Origin of the sequence: Cupriavidus sp. IK-TO18 (genome assembly GCF_015549295.1) — a bacterium.
Taxonomy (GTDB): domain Bacteria; phylum Pseudomonadota; class Gammaproteobacteria; order Burkholderiales; family Burkholderiaceae; genus Cupriavidus; species Cupriavidus oxalaticus_A.
Genome location: NZ_JADGMP010000052.1, coordinates 76,901 through 99,221 on the forward strand (window position 1 = coordinate 76,901; position 22,321 = coordinate 99,221).

A 22,321-nucleotide genomic window follows, 5' to 3' on the forward strand; every position below is an offset into this window, starting at 1 on the left:
GCGCGTCAACCACCCGCGCCTTCGGTACAGCGATATTTGCGGCGTTATGCCACCGCGTCGGCCGGCTGCTTCTGCAGCAGCGCCAGCAGCTGCGCCAGTTCGGCGCGCATCTTGCGGCGATCGACGATCATGTCGACGGCGCCCTTCTGCAGCAGGAATTCCGAGCGCTGGAAGCCTTCCGGCAGCTTCTCGCGCACGGTCTGCTCGATCACGCGCGGGCCGGCAAAGCCGATCAGCGCCTTGGGCTCGGCGATCACCACGTCGCCCAGGAAGGCGAACGAGGCCGACACGCCACCCATGGTCGGGTCGGTCAGCACGCTGATGAACGGCAGCTTGCTCGCGCTCAGCTGGTTCAGCATGGCCGTGGTCTTGGCCATCTGCAGCAGCGACAGCAGGCTTTCCTGCATGCGCGCGCCGCCGGTGGCGGTAAAGCAGATGAACGGCACCTTCTGCTCGAGCGCGGCCTGCGCGCCGCGCACGAAGCGCTCGCCCACCACCGAGCCCATCGAGCCGCCCATGAACTCGAACTCGAAGCAGCTCGCCACCACCGGGATGGTGTGGATGGCACCGCCCATCACCACCATGGCGTCGGTCTCGCCGGTCTCGTCCATGGCCGCCTTGATGCGGTCCGGATACTTCTTCGAGTCCTTGAACTTGAGCGCGTCGACCGGCACGATCTCCTGGCCGATCTCATAGCGGCCTTCGGCGTCCAGCAGCGCGTCCAGGCGCGCACGCGCGCTGATGCGCATGTGGTGGTCGCACTTGGGGCAGACGTGCAGGTTGGCCTCGACGTCGGTCCGGTACAGGGTTGACTCGCACGACGGGCACTTGACCCACAACCCCTCCGGGATGCCCTTGCGGGTGCGGGGGTCGGTCTGTTGAATCTTGGGGGGCAGGAGTTTATCCAACCAGCTCATGAAAGCTCCTTTCGGATAGCTGCGCGCCGCCGGCAAACCCTGTGTCAGGGCGAACTTCGGCAGGTGGCAGGGAATCAACCCGCGAATTTACCACGGCGGGCCCGTGACCTCGAAGCGCGGCGCGCGTATTGGGCACGCCGCGTCACTTCTTGATTCCTGCCAGGCAGTGATTAGGTCACTTGGCGTCCAGCGCCTGGCGGATCTCCGCGATAAACGCCTGCAGCGTTGCCACCGCCTGCTCGCGCGGCGTGTCTTCCAGCAACTGCACCAGGCGGCTGCCGATCACCACCGCGTCGGACACGCTGCCGATCGCGCGCGCGGTCTGCGCGTCGCGGATGCCGAAGCCCACGCCCACCGGCAGGTTGGCGTGCTGCTTGATCAGCGGCAGGCGTGACGCCACGCTGTCCAGGTCGATCGATGCGGAGCCGGTCACGCCCTTGAGCGAGACATAGTAAAGATAGCCGCTGGCGACCTTGGCCACCGCCTCGATGCGCGCATCGGTGGAGGTCGGCGCTAGCAGGAAGATCGGGTCCATGCCATGGTCGCGCATCAGCGCGGCGAACGACTCGCACTCCTCGGGCGGATAGTCGACCACCAGCACGCCATCCACGCCGGCCGCGCTCGCGGCCTTGGCAAAGGCCTCTTCGCCCATGCGCTCGATCGGGTTGGCGTAGCCCATCAGCACCACCGGGGTCTCGGCATTGGCCTGGCGGAACTCGCGCACCCACTGCAGCACCTGGGTCAGCGACACGCCCTGCGCCAGCGCGCGCTCGGAGGCGCGCTGGATCACCGGGCCGTCGGCCATCGGGTCGGAGAACGGCACGCCCAGCTCGATCACGTCGGCGCCGCCCGCCACCAGCGCGTGCATCAGCGCCACGGTCAGGCCGGGCTCGGGATCGCCGGCGGTGATGAACGGAATCAGGCCCTTTTTCTGCTGCGCGGCCAGTGCCGCGAACGTCTTCTGGATACGGGACATATCAGGGAATCAGGTGAGGCCGCGGCGCCGGCGAGGCGTCGTCGTTGGCGGCGGCCGGGGTTGGGGTGACGTCAGGCTCGATCGCGGGCATGGCTTGCGCGGCCGCAGCCACGCGCCCGCACGCCACCTGCACGTACTCCGGGTTGATCTCGTAGCCGACAAAGCGGCGGCCGTGGCGCAGGCACGCCACCGCGGTGGTGCCGCTGCCCGCGAACGGGTCCAGCACCAGGCCGCCCGGCGGGCAACTCGACAGCACCATGCGCTCGACGATCTCCAGCGGCTTCTGCGTCGGGTGGTTGGCGCGTTCGGGGTCCTGCCGGTGGATGCGCGAGATGCTCCACAGGTCCTTGGGGTTGTAGCCCACCTCCAGCCACTTCTTGCCCTCGAAGCGCGGACGGCTGCGCGCCTTCTTGGTCTCGGGGTCGTACGGGATGCGGACCGGGTCGAGATCGAAGTAGTAGTCGCGCGCCTTGGCAAAGAAGCCGATGTTGTCGTGCACCGACGAGAACTTGCGCGTGGTGCCGCCCATGCTGGGCACGCGGCGGTCCCAGATGATCTCGTTGATCATCGTCAGGCGCCGCTTGAGCATCACGAACAGCTCCGGCGAGTACTGCCAGGTGCAGAACAGGTAGAGCGTGCCCTTGGGCGCGAGCTTGGGCACGACCGCGTCCATCCAGCGCTCGGACCAGTCCAGGTAGGCCTGGCCCGACAGCAGGTCGGAATCGTTGCCGTAGTCCTTGCCCAGGCCGTACGGCGGATCGGCGACGATCAGGTCGACCGAGCCGTCCGGCAGGCGGGCAATGCCCTCGAACATGTCTTCCTGGAACAAGTGCAGCGGCGGCGCGTCAATCGCGCCAGGCAAGCAGTCGGGCCCGCCGACGGCAAGGCCCTGGGGGTGGGGCAGCGCGCGCATCAGAGCTTGAGCCCCGCGCGCTCGGCCACGGTATGCATGTCCTTGTCGCCGCGTCCGGACAGGTTCACCAGCAGCAGCTTGTCCTTGGGCAGCGTGGGCGCCAGCTTGCACGCGTAGGCGATCGCATGGCTCGATTCCAGCGCCGGGATGATGCCCTCGATGCGGCAGCAGTCGTGGAAGGCCTTGAGCGCTTCCTCGTCGGTGATCGGCACGTACTGCGCGCGGCCACTGTCCTTGAGCCAGGCATGCTCGGGGCCGACGCCGGGGTAGTCCAGGCCGGCCGAGACCGAATGCGTCTCGATGATCTGGCCGTTGTCGTCCTGCAGCAGGTAGGTGCGGTTGCCGTGCAGCACGCCAGGCGTGCCGCCGGTCAGCGAAGCCGCGTGGCGGCCGGTGTCCAGGCCATCGCCGGCGGCTTCCACGCCGATCAGCTGCACGTCCTGGTGCTCGATGTACGGGTAGAAGATGCCCATGGCATTGGAGCCGCCGCCCACGCACGCGATCACGGCATCCGGCTGGCGGCCGGCCAGCTCGGGCATCTGCACCTTGGCCTCCTCGCCGATCACGCACTGGAAGTCGCGCACCATCATCGGGTACGGGTGCGGGCCGGCCACGGTGCCGATGATGTAGAAGGTGTTCTCGACGTTGGTGACCCAGTCGCGCATGGCTTCATTGAGCGCGTCCTTGAGGGTGCGCGAGCCGCTTTCCACCGGCACCACGGTCGCGCCCAGCAGTTTCATGCGGTAGACGTTGGCGGCCTGGCGCTTGACGTCCTCGGCGCCCATGTAGACCACGCATTCCATGCCGAAGCGGGCGGCGATGGTGGCCGTGGCCACGCCGTGCTGCCCTGCCCCGGTCTCGGCGATCACGCGCGGCTTGCCCATGCGCTTGGCCAGCAGCGCCTGGCCGATGACGTTGTTGATCTTGTGCGCGCCGGTGTGGTTCAGGTCTTCGCGCTTGAAGTAGATCTGCGCGCCGCCGAGGGTCTCGCTCCAGCGCTGCGCGTGGTAGATCGGCGACGGGCGGCCGACGAAGTGCTTCAGCTCGCGGCGGAATTCGGCATCGAACTCCGGATCCTTCTGGTAGTGCGCATAGGCTTCGCGCAGTTCGTCCAGCGCGTGGACCAGCGTCTCGGAAACGAAGGTGCCGCCATAGGGGCCGAAATGGCCACGGGAATCGGGCAGGTCGTACATGTCTGGGCTCTTTGAATCAGCGGCCTTGCCTTGGCTCGGCAAGGCTCGCCTGGTTGACTGGGTGTGCGATGCCCGCCCTGGAACTGCGGGGCGCGGTCTGCGGAAGGGATCGGGCTTCGGCCCGGTTCATCCTGCGCAGGCGCTGCGGACAGCGCGCACGAATTCGGCAATGCGGGCGTGGTCTTTCACGCCCTTGGCGGCCTCTACCCCGCTGCTGACGTCCACAGCGTAGGGCCGCACGCGTTCAATCGCGCCAGCGACGTTTTGCGCGTTCAACCCACCACTCAAAACGATGCGAGGAGCGCCGCTTGCGTTCGGGTTGCCGGTTGCCGGGACCGGAGGATTGGGCGGAAGCCATGCCGGAGGAATCAGGGTCCAGTCGAAGACGTGGCCGCCACCGCCGTAGCCTTCGACGAAGGCATCGAGCAGCAAGGCAGCGGCATCACGGTATTGGTCGGCAAATTCTACCAAATCGAGCCCCGGACGGACACGGGCGGCGCGCAGGAACGGCAGCCGGCAGCGCTGGGCGGCCTGGGTGCAGAACTGCGGGGTTTCGTCGCCGTGCAGCTGCAGCAGCGTCAGCGGCACGCGCTCGGCCACGTGGGCGATGTCTTCCAGTTCGGCGTTGACGAACAGTCCCGTCACCGCGACGAACGGCCCGGCGGCCTCGGCCAGCGCCGCGGCTTGCGCCACGTCGACGTAGCGGGGGCTCTTCGGGTAGAACACCAGCCCGATCGCGTCCGCGCCGGCGTCGACGGCGGCGCGCACGTCGTCTTCGCGGGTCAGGCCGCAGATCTTGATGCGGGTGCGCTGCGGCAGGTGCGCCGCACTGCCCTCAGGCTGCGTCATCGAACACTCCATGGAACAGGCTCGCGGACGGGTCGGCCGCGGGGATCGGGTAAGCATCAGGATACTTGACCCCGACCAGGTAGAGGCCATCCGGCATGAACGTGGGCGCCGCCAGCTTGCGGTCGCGCCCGGCGAGCACCTGCGCGAGCCACTGCGGCGGGTAGCGGCGCCGGCCCACCGCCACCAGGCAGCCCATCAGGTTGCGCACCATATGGTGCAGGAAGGCGCTGGCGCGAAAGCGCAGGAACACCCAGTTGCCGTCGTCGCGGATGGTGACGTCGTACATGGTCTTGACCGGCGACTTGGCCTGGCATTCGGCGGCGCGGAACGCGGAAAAGTCGTGTTCGCCGATCAGGTGCGCCGCGGCTTCGCGCATGGCGTCCACGTCGAGGCGTTGTCCGGGCGGCAGCATCTGGTAGCCGGCGCGGCCATGAACCATTGGCACCCGGTGCGGACCGGTGTAGAGCGCGTAGTAGTACATGCGCTCATAGGCCAGGAAGCGGGCATGGAAGCCTTCGTCGACCGGCAGCGCCCACTGCAGCGCGATCGACCGCGGCAGGAAGGCATTGACGCCACGCACCCAGGAGAAGGGCTCGCGTTCCAGCCCGGTATCCAGGTGGATCACCTGCCCCAGCGCGTGCACGCCGGCATCGGTGCGCCCCGCCACGGTGGTCAGCAGGCGCACGCCGGCAAAGCGCTCGATGGCGTCTTCGAGGTGATCCTGCACGGTATTGCGGTGCGGCTGCGACTGCCACCCGGAAAAGGCGGCGCCGTCGTAGTGCAGGCCAAGTGCGATGCGGTTCATGTCAGGGGAAAAAGCATGGCGGCGAGCAGGCGATGCGCGCCGGAAAAGCAAATGCGCCGGAAGGGACGCTTCCGGCGCATCGCTTCAGGCCGCGGCAGCGCGTGCCGCGGCGGACCGTCAATGATAGCTCAGGCCACTTCCAGCAGCAGCGAACGGGCCTCGGCCTGCAGCGGGTCCTGCGACTGCTCGACCACTTCCTGCAGCAGCTCGCGGGCCCCTTCCTTGTCGCCGATCTCGATATAGGCGCGTGCCAGGTCGAGCTTGATCTGCATGTCGCGCCCGCCGTCGAAGCCATCGGTCGACAGCGTGCTGGGCGAAACGCCGCGGGCCGTGTCGGGATTGGTTTCGTCCGGTACACGCGACAGGTCGATCGGCGCAGCCAGCTTGCCGTCGCGCAGCAGGGTGGTCGCTGGCAGCGGCGCGAAAGCCTCGTCCGCCGCGACCGGCGCATCACTGTTGGCCGACGGCCCACTGCCCAGGTCCAGCGAAAGGGCCGACATGTCGAACTCCAGCGGCCGCGAGCGCGTCGGCGTGTCCAGGCGCGGCACGTCGTGCGCGTGCTCGTCCGCCAGCGGATCGCTGGCACGGGCCGGGAAGTCCAGGTCCAGTCCGCCGTCCAGGCGCACCGCCGGCTCGGTCGGGTCCGAATCCGCACCGAACATCATTGCCGCCGACGCCGGCGCCACGATCGGGTCGCCCGCCGCGGGCGCCGGGAAGGCGTCCAGCGGCAACGCCAGGTCGCCCAGCGAGGGCTCCAGGCGCGGGATCGAAGCCGGATCCTGCGACGGGTCCTGTGTGCGCCACTGGTCCGTCGCCGGCGAGGCCGTATCCTGACCCGCGGCCTCCGGCGTCACCGCCAGGTACATCGCGTTGCCCGGCTCGAGCGCGCGCCCCATTTCCGCTGCCTTCAGCCATTCCGCACCGTGCCCGCCGGTCTGGGCGAACATTTCTTCTGCTATCACGCGGAAACCTTCCACATCCTGTCTGTTGCTGTAAATCTCCAGGAGCTTGAGCCGCACCGACTGCTGCTCCGGGCTTTTCTCCAGGGCTTCGCGCAGGATTTCCTCCGCCTGCACATCGCGCCCGTAGGCGATATAGACCTCGGCCTCGGCGATCGGGTCGACCTCGTTGGCTTCCGGCGTGTTGTTGCCGATGCGGAAGTCGGCACCGAACACGCTGTGCTGCGAGGTATCGACACTCTGGCCGCCGGCGGCACCGAACAGCGAATTGGTGCCGGCCATCACCGTGCTTTCCTGCGACAGGATGCTGTCGCCGAAGCCGGTCGCCTCGCCTTCCTTCTGCTGGCGGCGGCGGCGATAGATCGCGTAGACGCCGAGCAGCGCCACCACCAGGCCGCCGCCGGGCAGCAGCAGCGGGTTGGCCAGCAGGCCGTCAAGGAACGACGGCTCCTGCACCGGTGCGGGCGGGGCCACCACGGGCGGCGCCGGCTTGGCTGCCGGGGCCGATGCCGGCGCGGCAGCCGCTGCTGCGGCCTGCGGCGCCGAAGCCCCGGCGGCTGCCACCGCCGGCGCTGCGGCAGCAGCGGCACTGGCGGCGGCATCCGGCACGGCGGCGGCAGTGGCTGCTGCCGCTGCCGCTGCCGGTTCAGCGGCATCGGCCTTTGGCGCCTGGGCAGCCACCACGTTCGGTGCGGCTGCTTCCGGCTTGGCCACCGCGGCCGCCTTTTCCTTCTCCTTTTCCTTGTCAGCCAGCGCAGCCTGGTTGGTCTGGCTCAGCTTGGCGATCTCGGCGTTCTTCAGCTCGAGCAGCTTCTGCATGTCGCCGATATTCTTTTCCAGCTGCGCCAGGCGCGCCTCGGCTTCCTTGACCTGGCGCTCGCGCGCGACGTTGGCTTCGGCCTTGGCGGCAGCATCGGCCTGCGCGCCCCGCTCGCCCTTGCTCAGCTTCAGCTCGTCGCGTGGGCCATCGGTCGGGGCGGCCTGTTCCTGCACGCGCGCCGTCACGTTGCCGGACTGCTGGCGGCCGCTGTCGGGTACGACCGACTTGGCCGCGGCGGCACTCGCCAGGCGGCTGCGATAGGCGTCGAAGCCCTGCGTGCGCGCCACCACCTCGCGGCGCGCCTCCTTCGGCGTGACGGACTGCGCCTGTTGCGGGGTCGGCACCTGCAGCACCGCGCCGCTGCGCAGCCGGTTCATGTTGCCGCCGATAAAGGCGTTGGGATTGTTGCGGTAGAGCGCGACCAGCATCTGGTCCAGCGACACCGATTCGGCGCCCTGTACGGCTTCGCCGGCAATCCCGTACAGCGTATCGCCGCGCTTGACGGTATAGCCACTGCCCGGCGCCGTGTCGGCGCTGGCGGCGGGCGCGGACGGCGCGCGCCTGGCCTGCCGTGCGGGACGCACCGGCGCTGCCGGACGGGCGGATTCTGCGGCGGGCGCGGCCCCCTGTGCGGCTCCCGGTGCGGCCGCCTGCGGCGCCGCCGCAGCCGCGGGCTGTTGCGCGGTGGCGGGCGAAGCGTCGGGCGTTGCAGCCTGCACCACCGTCGAAGGCGAATAGCTCTCGTTGGAAGGCTTGACCCCGGCGGGATCAAGCAGGAATGTGTAGGCGCGCGAAACCTTGCCGCTGGCCCAGCTCATGTCGACCAGGATATCGACGAACGGCTCGCTGATCGGCTGCGTCGAACGGACCTTGGCGACATAGCTGCCGTTCGGGCGGCGCTCGATCTCCAGCCGCAGCGTGCTGACCGCGGGCTGGTAGATCAGCCCGGCCGCGGCGTACGCCCCAGGCGACGCCAGCTTGACGTTCAGCGCGGCGGCCTCATCGGGTGTGACCCCGCTGATGTCGATCTCAGCCTGCAGCGGCTGCCCCAGATTCGACTGAACCCGCAATTGCCCGAACCCCGCGGCATATGCGGCCGGCTGCGCAAGCAGCAGACCCAGTGCCGTGACGGCCAGCGTTGACCAGCGCTGACGGGCAGTAGGCGCATCTTTCCGGCGATGTTGGCTCACACTCACCTTATGCTCCGTTATGTTTTAGTAGCGATATACATCGACAAACCGACCCCATAGACAGGTCCGTCAAGCTGGCGGGGCATTCTGATTGCACCCCTTGACCAACAGGCGCCGACCCCTGCGGGCCGGGGCGCATGCCGCCGTATTGTGACGCATCGCCCGGGAAAATAGGCGTCCGGATACAACAACGCCGCGCGTGGGCGCGGCGTTGTCGGCAAAGCGGTCTTTTCTGTTGCCTGGCTGCAACGGACGCAACCAGGCACGCAGCTATCAGCCACCCATCAGGATTCGATCAGGATACGCAGCATGCGGCGCAGCGGCTCGGCCGCGCCCCACAGCAGCTGGTCGCCGACCGTGAAGGCCGACAGGTACTCGCCGCCCATCTGCATCTTGCGCAGGCGGCCGACCGGGATCGTCAGCGTGCCGGTCACGGCCGCCGGGGTCAGGTCGGTCATGCTGGCTTCACGCGTGTTTGGCACCACCTTGGCCCACTGGTTGTGGGCCGCCAGCATGCCTTCGATCTCGTCCAGCGGCACGTCGCGGCGCAGCTTGATGGTCAGCGCCTGCGAGTGGCAGCGCATCGCGCCGATGCGGACGCACAGGCCGTCGACGGCGATCGGCGTGGCGCCGGTCGCACCCAGGAAGCCCTCGCCACGGCCCAGGATCTTGTTGGTCTCGGCGCCGCCCTTCCATTCTTCCTTGGACTGGCCGTTGCCCAGGTCCTTGTCGATCCAGGGGATCAGGTTGCCGGCCAGCGGCACGCCGAACTGCTTGGTTTCCTCGGCGGACAGGCCATGCTGGGTCGCCAGGATCTGGCGGTCGATTTCCAGGATGGCCGACGCCGGGTCATCCAGCAGCGGCTTGACCGACGCGTTCAGCGTGCCGAACTGCGTCAGCAGCTCGCGCATGTGCTGGGCGCCGCCGCCCGAAGCGGCCTGGTAGGTCATCGAGGTCATCCATTCGACCATGTCGGCCTGGAACAGGCCGCCCAGGCCAATCAGCATGCAGCTGACCGTGCAGTTGCCGCCGATGAAATTCTTGACGCCCTTGGACAGCGCGTCCTTGATCACACCCTGGTTGACCGGATCCAGCACGATGATGGCATCGTCCTTCATGCGCAGCGACGAGGCCGCGTCGATCCAGTAGCCCTTCCAGCCAGCCGCGCGCAGCTTGGGGAAGACCTCGTTGGTGTAGTCGCCGCCCTGGGCGGTCAGCACCACGTCGCACTTCTTCAGTGCCTCGATGTCGTTGGCATCCTTGAGCGTGGTTTCGTTCTTGGCCATGGCGGGCGCCTTGCCGCCGGCGTTGGACGTGCTGAAGAAGACGGGCTCGATGTGGTCGAAATCACGCTCTTCCTGCATGCGCTGCATCAGGACGCTGCCGACCATACCCCGCCAACCGACGAGACCTACAATCATGATTTACCTCGGATGTGATTTTTACTTCCCCGCCATTTTCCTCGCCCGGCGTGGCTGCGCGGGGAAGACGGGCAGGCACGACGAACGGATCTAGGCGATCGCGGTTTTAATAATGGTTTTAATCGTCGTTGCGGTCTGGCCGAGCGAAATCGTGCCGACCGGGCCGCGGGTGGCGGTCAGGGCGACAACAGCAGTCAGGGTGGACTGGGAAAATCGGGCCATTCGCAGAGTCTACACGATTTTGCGGCGCCGCCGCAGCGTGCAAATTAGGGACAAATAAAACAAAGGGCACCGCGCCGGCGGTGCCCTTTTGCGTGTGACTTACAGTGCGGCCAGAACGGCCTCTCCCATCTCGCGGGTGCCGACCTGCTTGCAGCCCGGCGTCAGGATGTCGCCGGTGCGATAGCCCTGAGCCAGCACCTTCTTGACGGCGTTCTCGATGCGGTCGGCCTGCTCGGCGCGGTTCAGCGAGTACCGCAACATCATCGCCGCCGACAGGATGGTGGCCAGCGGATTGGCCACGCCCTTGCCGGCGATGTCCGGCGCCGAGCCGTGCGAAGGCTCATACAGGCCTTTGTTGTTCGCATCCAGCGACGCCGACGGCAGCATGCCGATCGAGCCGGTCAGCATGGCGGCCTCGTCCGACAGGATGTCGCCGAACATATTGCCGGTGACGATCACGTCGAAGCTCTTGGGCGCCTTGACCAGCTGCATGGCCGCGTTGTCGACATACATGTGCGACAGCTCGACTTCCGGATATTCCTTGCTGACATCGATCACGATGTCCTTCCAGAACTGGAAGGTCTCGAGCACGTTGGCCTTGTCGACGCTGCACAGCTTCTTGCCGCGCTTGGCCGCGGCCTGGAACGCCACATGCGCGATGCGGCGGATTTCCGGCTCGCTGTAGCGCATGGTGTCGAAGGCTTCGCGCGCGCCCTTGAACATGCCGTCCGGCGCTTCGCGCAGGCCGCGCGGCTGGCCGAAGTAGATGTCGCCGTTCAGCTCACGGACGATCAGGATGTCCAGGCCGGCCACCAGCTCGGGCTTCAGGCTCGAGGCACCGGTCAGTTCCGGGTAGCAGATCGCCGGACGGAAGTTGGCGAACAGCTGCAGGTGCTTGCGCAGGCCCAGGATGGCCTGCTCGGGGCGCAGCGGGCGCTCCAGGCTGTCGTACTTCCAGTCGCCGACGGCGCCGAACAGGATGGCGTCGGCCTCCTTGGCCAGCTTCAGCGTGTTCTCCGGCAGCGGATGGCCTTCGGCCTCGTAGCCGGCGCCGCCCACGGGCGCGGTTTCGAGTTCGAACTTCTCGTCGAGCGCGTTCAGGACCTTGACGGCCTCTGCAACGATTTCGGGACCGATGCCGTCACCCGGCAGGACTGCGATCTTCATTGTTGTCTTCCTCGGTTGAGTCTTATCCGACCAGGCGGTTGTTCAGCCACGGCATTTTCGCCACGCGCTCGGCCTCGTAGGCCTTGATCTTGTCGGCATGGCGCAGGGTCAGGCCGATATCGTCGAAGCCATTCAGCATGCAGTACTTGCGGAACGGGGCGATGTCGAATTCATAGCCCTGGCCCGACGGTGTGATCACGGCCTGCTTGTCCAGGTCGATGGTCAGCTGGTAGCCGTTGAACGCGTTGGTCTCGTTGAACAGGTGGTCGACCTGCTGCTCGCTCAACACCACCGGCAGCAAGCCGTTCTTGTAGCAGTTGTTGAAGAAGATATCGGCAAAGCTGGGCGCGATCACGGCGCGGAAGCCGTATTGCGTCAGCGCCCACGGCGCGTGCTCGCGCGAACTGCCGCAGCCGAAGTTGCGGCGCGCCAGCAGGATCGATGCCCCCTGGTAGCGCTGCTGGTTCAGCACGAAATCCGGGTTCAGCGGACGCTTGCTGTTGTCCATGCCGGGCTCGCCGACATCCTTGTAGCGCCACTCGTCGAACAGGTTGGGGCCAAAGCCGGTGCGCTTGATCGACTTCAGGAACTGCTTCGGGATGATGGCGTCGGTGTCGACGTTCTCGCGATCGAGCGGAGCCACGAGGCCGCTGTGTACAGTGAACTTGTCCATGTCTCTTTCCTTACTTCTTGGCCGCGCGCTCGAGCGAGCTGCCGGCGGCCTGCGTGTCCTTGCCCAGGCCGGCCATGGTGTTGCAGCCAGCCAGCTGCAGCATGCCCAGGCATGCCAGCCATGCGATCAGGGTCCTTTTCATCTGCCGCGCTCCGCTCAGCCCAGCTTGCGGATGTCGACGAAATGGCCTTCGATGGCGGCAGCCGCTGCCATCGCCGGGCTCACCAGGTGGGTACGGCCACCGGCGCCCTGACGGCCTTCGAAGTTGCGGTTCGAGGTCGACGCGCAGCGCTCGCCCGGATCGAGGCGGTCGGCGTTCATGGCCAGGCACATCGAGCAGCCCGGCTCGCGCCATTCAAAGCCGGCGGCCTTGAAGATCTTGTCCAGGCCTTCGCGCTCGGCCTGTTCCTTGACCAGGCCCGAACCCGGCACCACCAGCGCCAGCTTGACGTTGGATGCGATCTTGCGGCCCAGCTTCTGCACCACCCACGCGGCGGCGCGCATGTCTTCGATACGGCTGTTGGTGCACGAGCCGATGAAGACCTTGTCGATACTGATGCTCTCCACCGGCACGTTGGGCTGCAGGCCCATGTATTCCAGCGCGCGCTCCATGGCGTTGCGCTTGGTCGAGTCCTTTTCCTTCTCGGGATCCGGCACGCGGTCTTCGATGCTGATGACCATTTCCGGCGAGGTGCCCCAGGTCACCTGCGGGCGGATCTCTTCGGCACGCAGCTCGACCACCTGGTCGAATTTGGCGCCCGCATCCGAATGCAGCGTGCGCCAGTAGGCCACGGCCTGCTCCCACTCCACACCCTGCGGCGCGTACGGGCGGCCCTTGACGTATTCCAGCGTGACGTCGTCCACCGCCACCAGGCCGGCGCGCGCGCCCGCTTCGATGGCCATGTTGCAGACCGTCATGCGGCCTTCCATGGTCAGGTCGCGGATGGCCGAGCCGGCAAACTCGATGGTGTAGCCGGTGCCGCCGGCGGTACCGATCTTGCCGATGATGGCGAGCACGATGTCCTTGGCGGTGCAGCCGCGCGGCAGCTTGCCTTCCACCCTGACCAGCATGTTCTTTGCCTTCTTGCCCAGCAGCGTCTGCGTGGCCAGCACGTGCTCGACTTCAGAGGTGCCGATGCCGTGCGCCAGCGCGCCGAAGGCGCCGTGCGTGCTGGTATGCGAGTCGCCGCACACCACCGTCATGCCCGGCAGCGTCGCGCCCTGCTCCGGCCCGATCACGTGCACGATGCCCTGGCGGTGGTCGGTCATCTTGAACTGGGTGATGCCGAAGCTGTCGCAGTTGGCATCCAGCGTATCGACCTGCAGCTTCGACACCGGGTCGGCGATCCCCTGGCTGCGGTCGGTGGTCGGCACGTTATGGTCCGAGACGGCCAGGTTCGCGCTGATGCGCCATACCGGACGCTCCGCCATCTTCAGGCCTTCGAACGCCTGCGGGCTGGTCACTTCATGCAGCAGGTGGCGGTCGATGTAGAGCAGCGTGGTGCCGTCTTCCTCGACGTGGACGGTGTGGTCATCCCAGAGTTTGTCGTAGAGCGTCTTGGCCATGATGCGATGGCGGACCGAATGACCGCTCCCTTGCAGGAGAGGCCGCGGTGACCGCGCAGTAGTTTGCAGGGGTTTTTGTTCGCTTCGGTCGCGGTGGCGAACACGGGCGTCGATAGCGTGATTGCGATGATCGCGCCGGAAGCCGCCTGAAGCGAGCGTTATTTCAAGCGTTGCTGCAATGCTTGACTTGGCAATCGATTATGCCACAGGGGATATGGGGATCAGCGCCCTGCCCGGCCGGGACGGCGCCTGGAATGTAATGTGATTGGCGAAAGGGGGCTTTCGCCGATCACGAAAACGAATCGGTAAAGAGCCGTCGCCCCGTTGCAGGGCGACGGCCGCCGGCATCAGCCGCCCAGGTAGGCAGCCTTGATCCGGTCATTGGCCAGCAGGTTAGCACCGGTATCGGCCAGCACCACCTTGCCGGTCTCCAGCACATAGCCCCGATCCGCGACCTGCAGCGCCTTGTTGGCGTTCTGCTCGACCAGGAACACGGTGACGCCCTCGTCACGAATGGTCCGGATGATGTCGAAGATCTGCGCGATGATCAGCGGCGCGAGGCCGAGCGTGGGCTCGTCCAGCAGCAGCAGCCGGGGCCGGCTCATCAGCGCGCGGCCGATCGCCAGCATCTGCTGCTCGCCGCCCGACATGGTGCCGGCACGCTGGCTGGCGCGCTGGTTCAGCCGCGGGAACAGCTTGAACACGTGCTCGATGCCGGCCTCGATCTCGTCGCGCCTGGCAAAGAAGCCGCCCATCTTCAGGTTTTCCAGCACGGTCAGGCTCGGGAACACGCGCCGGCCCTCGGGCGAGATCGCGAGCCCCAACCGCATGATCTCGTGCGTCGAGCGGTTGGTGATGTCCTCGCCCTCGAACAGCACGCGCCCTCTGGACGCACGCGGCGTGCCGCACACGGTCATCATCAGCGTCGTCTTGCCGGCACCGTTGCTGCCGATCAGGGTGACGATCTCCCCCTTGTTGACTTCGATCGATACGCCCGACAGCGCCTCGACGGCGCCGTAGTGGGTATGGACCTGTTCCAGCTTCAGCATCAGTCCTCTCCCAGGTAGGCCTTGATCACGCGCGGGTCATTGCGCACTTCGTCGGGCTTGCCGATCACGATAGGCTTGCCGTGCTCCATCACCAGGATGCGGTCGGACACGCCCATCACCAGGCTCATGTCGTGCTCGATCAGCAGCACGGCAATGCCGAATTCGCGGCGCAGTTGGTCGATCAGCTGCTGCAGCTCGACCTTCTCCTGCGGGTTCAGGCCTGCGGCGGGCTCGTCCAGCATCAGCAGGCGCGGCTTGGTGATCATGCAGCGTGCGATCTCCAGCCGGCGCTGGTGGCCGTACGACAGCGTGCCGGCCTCGCGGTTGGCCACCTTGGTCAGGCCCATCCGCTCCAGCCAGACCGCGGCGCGTTCCAGCGCCTCGCGCTCGGCACGGCGATAGGCCGGGGTGGCAAACAGGCCGCGCAGGATGCCGGACTGCACCTGCAGGTGTTGCGCCACCAGCAGGTTTTCCACCACCGTCAGCGACTTGAACAGGCGGATGTTCTGGAAGGTCCGCACCAGGCCCTGGCGCGCCACCTTGTGGCTGGGCAGGCCGGCGATGTCGTGGCCATCCAGCGTGACCTCGCCCGCGGTCGGCTTGTAGAAGCCGCCGACGCAGTTGAACACCGTGGTCTTGCCGGCGCCGTTGGGGCCGATGATGGCGAAGACCTCATCCTTGCGGACATCGAAATCGATGCCGTCCACGGCGAGCAGGCCGCCGAAGCGCATCTGCAGGCCGGATACTTTCAACAATTCGGCTTGTTGCAAACTAGTCATCGGCGCGTTCATCGGGGAAGCTCCACGTGCGGACGGCTCGCGGGCAGCAGGCCCTGCGGACGCCACATCATCATCAGCACCATCACCAGGCCGAAGATCAGCATGCGATATTCGGCAAAGCCGCGCGCCACTTCAGGCAGCACCGTCAACAGGATCGCCGCCAGGATCACGCCCAGCTGCGAACCCATGCCGCCCAGCACCACCACGGCAAGGATCAGCGCCGACTCGATGAAGGTGAACGATTCCGGATTGACCAGCCCCTGGCGCGCCGCGAAGAACGCGCCGCCGATGCCGGCGAACGATGCGCCCAGCGTGAACGCCGACAGCTTGATGCGGGTCGGGTTCAGGCCCAGCGAGCGGCACGCGATCTCGTCGTCGCGCAGCGCTTCCCAGGCACGGCCCATCGGCATGCGGATCAGGCGGCTGGTGACGAACAGCGTGAAGCCCACCAGCAGCAGCGCCAGCAGGTACAGGAAGATCACCATGTGCTGGCCGCTGTAGTCCAGGCCGATCAGGTCATGGAAGGTCTTCGTGCCCTCCACGCTGGCGCTGCGCCCCATTTCGATGCCGAATACGGACGGCTTGGGAATGCCCGAGACACCATCCGGGCCGCCGGTCAGGCTGGTCAGGTTGTTGGCCAGCAGGCGGATGATCTCGCCGAAGCCCAGCGTCACGATGGCGAGGTAGTCGCCGCGCAGCCGCAGCACCGGGAAGCCGAGCAGGAAGCCGAAGGTTGCCGACATCGCCGCGGCGATCGGCAGGCATTCCCAGAAGCCTAGCCCGAAGTGCTGGTTCAGCAGCGCATAGGTATAGCCGCCGATCGCATAGAAGCCGACGTAGCCCAGGTCGAGCAGGCCGGCATAGCCCACCACGATATTCAGGCCCAGCCCCAGGATCACGTAGATCAGCGCCAGCGTGGCCACGTCGACCGCGCCGCGCGAGCCGAAGAACGGCCACACCAGCCCGACCGCCAGCAGCACCCATATCGCCACGCGCTGCTGGCGCGCGCCGAGCTGCGGCACCGACGGCAGGCGCACGGCACTGCCGGCACGCGACAGCAACGGCTTGAACAGCTGGAACAGGAACACTGCCGCCACGGCAATCCATACCGGACGCCAGTGCGGCTCGAGCACCACCTTGTAGCCTTCCAGCCTGAGCTGCAGGCCCAGGATGGGAATGGTCAGGATTGCCGTCATCACGGCCGCCGTGATCGCGTTCTTGAGCGACTGGCCCGGCGTGGCGCCGCCGCGCGCTACCTGCCCGGCGGACATTGCGAAAGTTTGGTTAGTCATTGTCTCGCCCTCCCTCACACCTTCTCGACATCAGGCTTGCCCAGCAGCCCGGTCGGACGGAACAGCAGCACCAGCACCAGCAGGCTGAATGCGACCACGTCCTTGTATTCCGCCGGCATGTAGCCCGAGGCGAAGGTTTCCGCCAGGCCCAGCAGCACGCCGCCGAGCATCGCGCCCGGGATGCTGCCGATGCCGCCCAGCACCGCCGCGGTAAAGGCCTTGATGCCGGCGATAAAGCCGATAAAGGGATTGAGCTTGCCGATGCTCAGCCCGATCAGCACGCCGCCGACGGCGGCCAGCATCGCGCCCAGCACGAAGGTGAACGAGATTACCTTGTTGGTGTCGATGCCGAGCAGATTGGCCATGCGCATGTCTTCGGCGCAGGCGCGGCAGGCACGGCCCATGCGCGAGCGGCCGATGAACAGCGTCAGCGCGATCATCATCACCAGCGTTACGCCGACGATCAGCAGGCGCGAATACGGCACGGTCACGGTGAAATCGCCGCCCATCTGGAACTCGATGGCGCCCGAGATCAGCACCGGCACGGACACGTCGCGCGCGCCCTGCCCGATCTGGACATAGTTCTGCAGGAAGATCGACATGCCGATGGCGGAGATCAGCGGCACCAGCCGCGGACCGCCGCGCAGGGGCCGGTATGCCACCCGCTCGACCGCAAAGCCGTAGACGCCGGTGACCAGCACCGAGACCAGCAGGGCGGCGCCCAGCACCAGCGGCAGGGGGTAGCCTGCCTGGGCGCCGATCGCGGTGAGCGTGACCAGGCCGACGTAGGCACCGATCATGTAAATCTCGCCGTGCGCGAAATTGATCATGCCGATGATGCCGTAGACCATTGTGTAGCCGATGGCGATCAGCGCATAGATCGCACCCAGCGTCAGGCCGTTGACCAGCTGCTGGGTGAACTGTGGAAGGAATTCATTCATAGGGGAAGCCTCAGGAACTTGAAGCCCGATACCAGAACGCCCCGCCCGGAGGCCGGGCGGGGCGTGGGCGGGAAGGAGCGCCTGCTTAGTTTGCGGCGGTCTTGCTGGCGTCCTTGTGCCAGGTGTAGACCACGAACTTGAAGGACTTCAGGTCGCCCTTGTCGTCGTACTCGACCTTGCCGATCGGGGTGGTGAAGGCGTTCTTGTGCATGTACGCCGCGACCTTGGCCGGATCGGTGCTCTTGGCGCCGGCGATGGCGTCTCCGATGATCTTGACGGCGGCGTAGGACGGCATCTGGAATGGGCCGTTGGCGTCGCGCTTCTTGTCGGCAAACGCCTTGACCAGGCCGGCGTTGGCCGGGTCGGCCGAGAAGTCGGCCGGCAGCGTCACCAGCATGCCTTCCGACGACGGGCCGGCAATGGCGGTCACGTCCTTGTTGCCCACGCCCTCGGGACCCATGAAGGTGGCCTTCACGCCCTGCTCGCGCGCCTGGCGCAGCAGCAGGCCCATTTCCGGGTGGTAGCCGCCGAAGTAGACAAAGTCCACGCCCTGCGACTTCAGCTTGGTGATGACGGCGGAGTAGTCCGAATCGCCGGCGTTGATGCCCTCGAACACGGCGACCGGGATCTTGGCCGCTTCCAGGTCCTTCTTCACCGAGCTGGCGATGCCCTGGCCATACGACTGCTTGTCGTGCAGCACGGCGACCTTCTTCGGCTTGACCTTGCCGATGATGTACTGGGCGGCGGCCGGGCCCTGCTGGTCGTCGCGGCCGATGGTGCGGAAGATGAACTTGCGCTTCCTGGTCTCGGTCAGCTGCGGCGCGGTGGCCGACGGCGTGACCATCACGATGCCTTCGTTCTCGTAGATGTCCGAGGCCGGGATGGTCGAGCCCGAGCACACGTGGCCGATCACGTACTTGATGTTCTGGCTGACGACCTTGTTAGCCACCGCGACGGCCTGCTTCGGTTCGCAGGCGTCGTCCATCATCACCACTTCCAACTTGTTGCCGCCGGCGCCGCCGGCTGCGTTGATCTGTTCGACGGCGGTCAGCGCACCGGCCTTGACCATGTCACCGTACTGCGCCACCGAGCCGCTCATCGGGCCGGCAATGGCGATCTTCACGGTTTCGGCGTTGGCGGCGGCGCCAAAGGTGGCCAGCATGGCAGCCAGCGAAATGGTGGTAAGACGGGACAGCGTCATCAGGAGCTCCTCGATTTATGTTTGGGTCATCCGGGCAGAAGCGGAATGACCTGCGCAATCGAACAACACCCGCGGACTACAGAGATCGGAACGGCAGAAAAGCGGCCCGAGACGCGGAAGACGGGCCTGCGGAAAAGCTCAAGAGATGCGGGGCCCGGCATGTGTCAGTCCCGCTGTGGTGTGGGACCAAGGTTCGGAAAGACAACGTTTGATGCGTTCTCTATTGCGCAAGCGATTCGCCTGCCCCGCTTGCCGCACCGCATGCCGGAGGGATGGCCCGGCTGCCGTCGGCAAAGCAGCCCGCATTATAGGGTCAAATTTCCTGCGCTACGCGACAATCGCACAATAAATGCGGAACCACAGTGGGAAAACGCGACACAATTTTCCACGAATTGCGCTCCGGACCATTCGAGGTGCGATTTCCTGCCCTTTCCCGCGCTGCACCGCACAACGCGAGCCGCCCCAGAAAAGACAAACGCCCCGGCGGGCCGGGGCGTTTGCAATTGCTGCACTGCGCAGCGAATCGGATGAGCTTGCGCTCAGCGCTTGGACACGTCCGGCACGTCGCGGGTGGCGGCGCCGACAAACAGCTGGCGCGGACGGCCGATCTTGTATTCCGGATCGGTGATCATCTCTTCCCACTGCGAGATCCAGCCCGGGGTGCGGGCCAGCGCGAAGATGCAGGTGAACAGCGAGGTCGGGATGCCCAGCGCGCGCTGGACGATGCCCGAGTAGAAGTCGACGTTCGGGTACAGCTTGCGGCTGACGAAGTACTCGTCTTCCAGCGCGATCTTTTCCAGCTCCATGGCCAGCTTGAACAGCGGGTCGTTGTGCAGGCCCAGCTCGTTCAGCACCTCATGGCAGGTTTCGCGCATCAGCTTGGCGCGCGGATCGTAGTTCTTGTACACGCGGTGGCCAAAGCCCATCAGGCGCACGCCCGAGTTCTTGTCCTTGACCTGCTTGATGAACTCGGGGATGTTGTCGACGCTGCCGATCTCTTCCAGCATCTTCAGCGCGGCTTCGTTGGCGCCGCCGTGGGCCGGGCCCCACAGGCAGGCCACGCCCGCGGCGATAGCTGCAAACGGGTTGGTGCCCGACGAGCCGGCCAGGCGCACGGTCGAGGTCGACGCGTTCTGCTCGTGGTCGGCGTGCAGGATGAAGATGCGGTCCAGCGCGCGCTCCAGCACCGGGTTCACGGTGTACGGGGCGCACGGCGTGGCGAACAGCATGCGCAGGAAGTTGCCCGAGTAGGACAGGTCGTTCTGCGGATAGATGTACGGCTGGCCGATGTTGTACTTGTACGCCATGGCGACCATGGTCGGCATCTTGGCGATCAGGCGGATGGCCGAGATCTCGCGCTGGTGCGGATCATCGATGTCCATCGCGTCGTGGTAGAACGCGCTCATGGCACCCACCAGGCCGGTCAGGACTGCCATCGGGTGGGCATCGCGGCGGAAACCGCGCATGAAGAACTGCAGCTGCTCGTGGACCATCGTGTGGTTCATCACGTGGCCGACGAATTCTTCCTTCTGCTTGGCGTTGGGCAGTTCACCCTTGAGCAGCAGGTAGCTGGTCTCGAGGTGGTCGCACTTCTGCGCCAGCTGCTCGATCGGGTAGCCGCGATACAGCAGCTCGCCCTTGTCACCGTCGATATAGGTGATCTTGGAATTACACGAAGCCGTCGACATGAAACCGGGGTCGTAGGTGAACTTACCGGTTTGTCCGTACAGCTTGCGAATGTCGATCACGTCCGGGCCAACGGTGCCCGTATAAATCGGCAGCTCAACGCTGGGGGAACCATCGGAGAACGATAGCGTGGCTTTCACATCGGACGGCGTCATGTCGGATCCTTCAAATGCTGTGAATAATAATGTTGACCAAAACTCAGACCGAACGCAGCAGGTTCACTACGCGCTGCATCGGGGGCGTGTCGAGCTCACCGTCCAGTTCCTTGCGGGCAAGGAGCAGGTCCATCAACTCGTTGTCGCTGAGCTCGAACAGCTGGCTCAGCGCAGCCACATCCTCGTCGGACAGGCTCTCCTCGTAACGGTTGAAAAAACGTTCGACGATGATGTCGTTCTCCAGGAGGCCGCGGCGGGCGCGCCAGCGCAACCGTGCGCGCTTGTGCGGATCGGCCTGATGGGAGAAGGTGGTGGCAGGACTCTCGGTCATGGCTTCCTACTTTCGGTGCGCCCGCCAGATATAGCCGCTCTGGCTGACGCACCGCTTACTACTTAGACAGCCGCAGGATCACACCGCGCGGCGAACCATCAGTTCCTTGATCTTGCCGATGGCCTTGGTCGGGTTCAGACCCTTCGGGCACACGTCGACGCAGTTCATGATGCTGTGGCAGCGGAACAGGCGGTACGGGTCGTTCAGGTTGTCCAGGCGCTCATTGGTGGCCTGGTCGCGGCTGTCCGCGATGAAGCGGTAAGCCTGCAGCAGGCCGGCCGGGCCGACGAACTTGTCCGGGTTCCACCAGAACGACGGGCACGACGTCGAGCAGCTGGCGCACAGGATGCACTCGTACAGGCCATCCAGCTCGTCGCGCTCTTCCGGCGACTGCAGGCGCTCTTTCTCGGGCGGCGGCTCGTCGTTGATCAGGAACGGCTTGATCGAGTTGTACTGCTTGAAGAACTGCGTCATGTCGACGATCAGGTCGCGCACCACCGGCAGCCCGGGCAGCGGACGCAGCACGATGCGGTCCGGCAGCTCGCGCATGTTGGTCAGGCAGGCCAGGCCGTTCTTGCCGTTGATGTTCATCGCGTCCGAGCCGCACACGCCTTCGCGGCACGAACGGCGGAACGAGATGGTCTCGTCCAGCTTCTTGAGCTTGACCAGCGCGTCCAGCAGCATGCGCTCGTGGCCGTCGAGCTCGACCTCGTAGGTCTGCATGCGCGGCGCCGCATCCTTGTCCGGATCGTAGCGGTAGACTTCGAAAATACGCTTCATTTCTGTGGGTCCTGTTTTCTCTACGATGCGGTGCTCAGAAGGTACGGGCCTTCGGCGGCACGCTTTCCACCGTCAGCGGTTCCATCTTCACCGGCTTGTAGTCGAGGCGGTTGCCTTCGCTGTAGAACAGCGTGTGCTTGAGCCAGTTCTGGTCGTCGCGGTTGGGGAAGTCGCTGTGCGCGTGCGCACCGCGCGATTCCTTGCGGGCGGCCGCCGAGATCATGGTGGCCTTGGCCACTTCCACCAGGTTGGCCACTTCCAGGGCTTCCACCAGCGCGGTGTTGAAGACCTTGGACTTGTCCTTCAGGTGGATGTTGTCGGCGCGCTCGGCCACTTCCAGGATGCGGTCGACACCTTCGTCCATCAGCTTCTGGGTGCGGAACACGCCGGCATGCGACTGCATGTTCTTGCGGATGTCGTTGGCGACGTCCTGCGT

The 22,321-nt window shown here is 66.1% G+C and carries 21 protein-coding genes and 1 pseudogene; all 22 read right to left on the reverse strand.

The annotated features are described in order from the left end of the window. Nucleotides 1-44: 44 nt before the first annotated feature. On the reverse strand, nt 45-917 hold the full coding sequence (gene accD, locus IPF36_RS32670; protein ID WP_195432118.1) for an acetyl-CoA carboxylase, carboxyltransferase subunit beta: 873 nt from the start codon (nt 915-917) through the stop codon (nt 45-47). 175 nt (nt 918-1,092) lie between these two features. Next, nucleotides 1,093-1,893, reverse strand: a complete 801-nt coding sequence (gene trpA, locus IPF36_RS32675) for a tryptophan synthase subunit alpha (protein ID WP_133095496.1) — start codon at nt 1,891-1,893, stop codon at nt 1,093-1,095. Nucleotide 1,894: 1 nt separating this feature from the next. Then, entirely contained in the window at nt 1,895-2,707 is an 813-nt protein-coding gene (locus IPF36_RS32680) for a site-specific DNA-methyltransferase (RefSeq protein WP_240746000.1), read from the reverse strand. Between the two features lie 98 nt (nt 2,708-2,805). Continuing rightward, the gene (gene trpB / locus IPF36_RS32685) at nt 2,806-3,999 is read right to left on the reverse strand and encodes a tryptophan synthase subunit beta (protein WP_116346157.1); all 1,194 of its coding nucleotides are present in this window, start codon (nt 3,997-3,999) and stop codon (nt 2,806-2,808) included. A 126-nt stretch (nt 4,000-4,125) separates the two neighbouring features. Continuing rightward, nucleotides 4,126-4,848 (reverse strand): phosphoribosylanthranilate isomerase, encoded by a 723-nt coding sequence (locus IPF36_RS32690; RefSeq protein WP_195432119.1) that lies wholly within the window; start codon nt 4,846-4,848, stop codon nt 4,126-4,128. Beyond that, nucleotides 4,835-5,653 carry a tRNA pseudouridine(38-40) synthase TruA gene (gene truA, locus IPF36_RS32695; RefSeq protein ID WP_133095493.1) on the reverse strand — a complete coding sequence of 273 codons (819 nt, stop codon included), beginning with the start codon at nt 5,651-5,653 and terminating at the stop codon, nt 4,835-4,837. The genes IPF36_RS32690 and truA overlap by 14 nt, the downstream gene beginning before the upstream one ends. Nucleotides 5,654-5,781: 128 nt before the next feature. Beyond that, nucleotides 5,782-8,628, reverse strand: a complete 2,847-nt coding sequence (locus IPF36_RS32700) for a FimV family protein (RefSeq protein ID WP_195432120.1) — start codon at nt 8,626-8,628, stop codon at nt 5,782-5,784. Between the two features lie 278 nt (nt 8,629-8,906). Continuing rightward, nucleotides 8,907-10,043: an aspartate-semialdehyde dehydrogenase gene (asd, locus tag IPF36_RS32705; RefSeq protein WP_133098515.1), complete on the reverse strand. Its 1,137-nt coding sequence runs from the start codon at nt 10,041-10,043 to the stop codon at nt 8,907-8,909. A 90-nt stretch (nt 10,044-10,133) separates the two neighbouring features. Beyond that, nucleotides 10,134-10,265 (reverse strand): hypothetical protein, encoded by a 132-nt coding sequence (locus tag IPF36_RS34935; protein ID WP_012353360.1) that lies wholly within the window; start codon nt 10,263-10,265, stop codon nt 10,134-10,136. A 99-nt stretch (nt 10,266-10,364) separates the two neighbouring features. Then, nucleotides 10,365-11,432, reverse strand: coding sequence for a 3-isopropylmalate dehydrogenase (gene leuB / locus IPF36_RS32710; protein WP_195432121.1), 1,068 nt, complete (start codon nt 11,430-11,432; stop codon nt 10,365-10,367). A gap of 22 nt (nt 11,433-11,454) precedes the next feature. Next, nucleotides 11,455-12,105 carry a 3-isopropylmalate dehydratase small subunit gene (leuD, locus tag IPF36_RS32715; RefSeq protein WP_133098517.1) on the reverse strand — a complete coding sequence of 217 codons (651 nt, stop codon included), beginning with the start codon at nt 12,103-12,105 and terminating at the stop codon, nt 11,455-11,457. A 10-nt stretch (nt 12,106-12,115) separates the two neighbouring features. Then, complete coding sequence (locus IPF36_RS32720) at nt 12,116-12,247, reverse strand: entericidin A/B family lipoprotein (protein ID WP_116322288.1); 132 nt, start codon at nt 12,245-12,247, stop codon at nt 12,116-12,118. A gap of 14 nt (nt 12,248-12,261) precedes the next feature. Then, nucleotides 12,262-13,671 carry a 3-isopropylmalate dehydratase large subunit gene (gene leuC / locus IPF36_RS32725; protein WP_133098518.1) on the reverse strand — a complete coding sequence of 470 codons (1,410 nt, stop codon included), beginning with the start codon at nt 13,669-13,671 and terminating at the stop codon, nt 12,262-12,264. A 347-nt stretch (nt 13,672-14,018) separates the two neighbouring features. Further along, on the reverse strand, nt 14,019-14,720 hold the full coding sequence (locus tag IPF36_RS32730; protein ID WP_133098519.1) for an ABC transporter ATP-binding protein: 702 nt from the start codon (nt 14,718-14,720) through the stop codon (nt 14,019-14,021). Further along, nucleotides 14,720-15,499 carry a high-affinity branched-chain amino acid ABC transporter ATP-binding protein LivG gene (gene livG / locus IPF36_RS32735; protein ID WP_133098520.1) on the reverse strand — a complete coding sequence of 260 codons (780 nt, stop codon included), beginning with the start codon at nt 15,497-15,499 and terminating at the stop codon, nt 14,720-14,722. Before livG ends, IPF36_RS32730 begins: the two co-directional genes overlap by 1 nt. A gap of 8 nt (nt 15,500-15,507) precedes the next feature. Beyond that, nucleotides 15,508-16,770, reverse strand: a complete 1,263-nt coding sequence (locus IPF36_RS32740) for a high-affinity branched-chain amino acid ABC transporter permease LivM (protein WP_195432123.1) — start codon at nt 16,768-16,770, stop codon at nt 15,508-15,510. 35 nt (nt 16,771-16,805) lie between these two features. After that, the gene (gene livH / locus IPF36_RS32745; protein ID WP_133098521.1) at nt 16,806-17,732 is read right to left on the reverse strand and encodes a high-affinity branched-chain amino acid ABC transporter permease LivH; all 927 of its coding nucleotides are present in this window, start codon (nt 17,730-17,732) and stop codon (nt 16,806-16,808) included. An 85-nt stretch (nt 17,733-17,817) separates the two neighbouring features. Further along, entirely contained in the window at nt 17,818-18,933 is a 1,116-nt protein-coding gene (locus tag IPF36_RS32750) for a branched-chain amino acid ABC transporter substrate-binding protein (protein ID WP_133098522.1), read from the reverse strand. A 539-nt stretch (nt 18,934-19,472) separates the two neighbouring features. After that, on the reverse strand, nt 19,473-20,774 hold the full coding sequence (gene gltA, locus IPF36_RS32755; protein ID WP_133098523.1) for a citrate synthase: 1,302 nt from the start codon (nt 20,772-20,774) through the stop codon (nt 19,473-19,475). Nucleotides 20,775-20,817: 43 nt separating this feature from the next. Continuing rightward, nucleotides 20,818-21,105: a succinate dehydrogenase assembly factor 2 gene (locus IPF36_RS32760; protein ID WP_116322295.1), complete on the reverse strand. Its 288-nt coding sequence runs from the start codon at nt 21,103-21,105 to the stop codon at nt 20,818-20,820. Between the two features lie 78 nt (nt 21,106-21,183). After that, complete coding sequence (locus IPF36_RS32765) at nt 21,184-21,885, reverse strand: succinate dehydrogenase iron-sulfur subunit (protein ID WP_133098578.1); 702 nt, start codon at nt 21,883-21,885, stop codon at nt 21,184-21,186. 34 nt (nt 21,886-21,919) lie between these two features. Continuing rightward, nucleotides 21,920-22,321, reverse strand: a pseudogene (locus tag IPF36_RS32770) (succinate dehydrogenase/fumarate reductase flavoprotein subunit); the annotation flags it as partial.

What these genes read in the sequence shown, in the direction of transcription:
- livH (WP_133098521.1), bottom strand. Translation starts at nt 17,732, where the DNA reads ATGAATGAATTCCTTCCACAGTTCACCCAGCAGCTGGTCAACGGCCTG.
- IPF36_RS34935 (WP_012353360.1), bottom strand. Translation starts at nt 10,265, where the DNA reads ATGGCCCGATTTTCCCAGTCCACCCTGACTGCTGTTGTCGCCCTGACC.
- leuD (WP_133098517.1), bottom strand. Translation starts at nt 12,105, where the DNA reads ATGGACAAGTTCACTGTACACAGCGGCCTCGTGGCTCCGCTCGATCGC.
- livG (WP_133098520.1), bottom strand. Translation starts at nt 15,499, where the DNA reads ATGACTAGTTTGCAACAAGCCGAATTGTTGAAAGTATCCGGCCTGCAG.
- IPF36_RS32730 (WP_133098519.1), bottom strand. Translation starts at nt 14,720, where the DNA reads ATGCTGAAGCTGGAACAGGTCCATACCCACTACGGCGCCGTCGAGGCG.
- IPF36_RS32680 (WP_240746000.1), bottom strand. Translation starts at nt 2,707, where the DNA reads ATGTTCGAGGGCATTGCCCGCCTGCCGGACGGCTCGGTCGACCTGATC.
- accD (WP_195432118.1), bottom strand. Translation starts at nt 917, where the DNA reads ATGAGCTGGTTGGATAAACTCCTGCCCCCCAAGATTCAACAGACCGAC.
- leuB (WP_195432121.1), bottom strand. Translation starts at nt 11,432, where the DNA reads ATGAAGATCGCAGTCCTGCCGGGTGACGGCATCGGTCCCGAAATCGTT.
- asd (WP_133098515.1), bottom strand. Translation starts at nt 10,043, where the DNA reads ATGATTGTAGGTCTCGTCGGTTGGCGGGGTATGGTCGGCAGCGTCCTG.
- truA (WP_133095493.1), bottom strand. Translation starts at nt 5,653, where the DNA reads ATGAACCGCATCGCACTTGGCCTGCACTACGACGGCGCCGCCTTTTCC.
- gltA (WP_133098523.1), bottom strand. Translation starts at nt 20,774, where the DNA reads ATGACGCCGTCCGATGTGAAAGCCACGCTATCGTTCTCCGATGGTTCC.
- trpB (WP_116346157.1), bottom strand. Translation starts at nt 3,999, where the DNA reads ATGTACGACCTGCCCGATTCCCGTGGCCATTTCGGCCCCTATGGCGGC.
- IPF36_RS32760 (WP_116322295.1), bottom strand. Translation starts at nt 21,105, where the DNA reads ATGACCGAGAGTCCTGCCACCACCTTCTCCCATCAGGCCGATCCGCAC.
- IPF36_RS32740 (WP_195432123.1), bottom strand. Translation starts at nt 16,770, where the DNA reads ATGTCCGCCGGGCAGGTAGCGCGCGGCGGCGCCACGCCGGGCCAGTCG.
- IPF36_RS32750 (WP_133098522.1), bottom strand. Translation starts at nt 18,933, where the DNA reads ATGACGCTGTCCCGTCTTACCACCATTTCGCTGGCTGCCATGCTGGCC.
- trpA (WP_133095496.1), bottom strand. Translation starts at nt 1,893, where the DNA reads ATGTCCCGTATCCAGAAGACGTTCGCGGCACTGGCCGCGCAGCAGAAA.
- IPF36_RS32690 (WP_195432119.1), bottom strand. Translation starts at nt 4,848, where the DNA reads ATGACGCAGCCTGAGGGCAGTGCGGCGCACCTGCCGCAGCGCACCCGC.
- IPF36_RS32720 (WP_116322288.1), bottom strand. Translation starts at nt 12,247, where the DNA reads ATGAAAAGGACCCTGATCGCATGGCTGGCATGCCTGGGCATGCTGCAG.
- IPF36_RS32765 (WP_133098578.1), bottom strand. Translation starts at nt 21,885, where the DNA reads ATGAAGCGTATTTTCGAAGTCTACCGCTACGATCCGGACAAGGATGCG.
- leuC (WP_133098518.1), bottom strand. Translation starts at nt 13,671, where the DNA reads ATGGCCAAGACGCTCTACGACAAACTCTGGGATGACCACACCGTCCAC.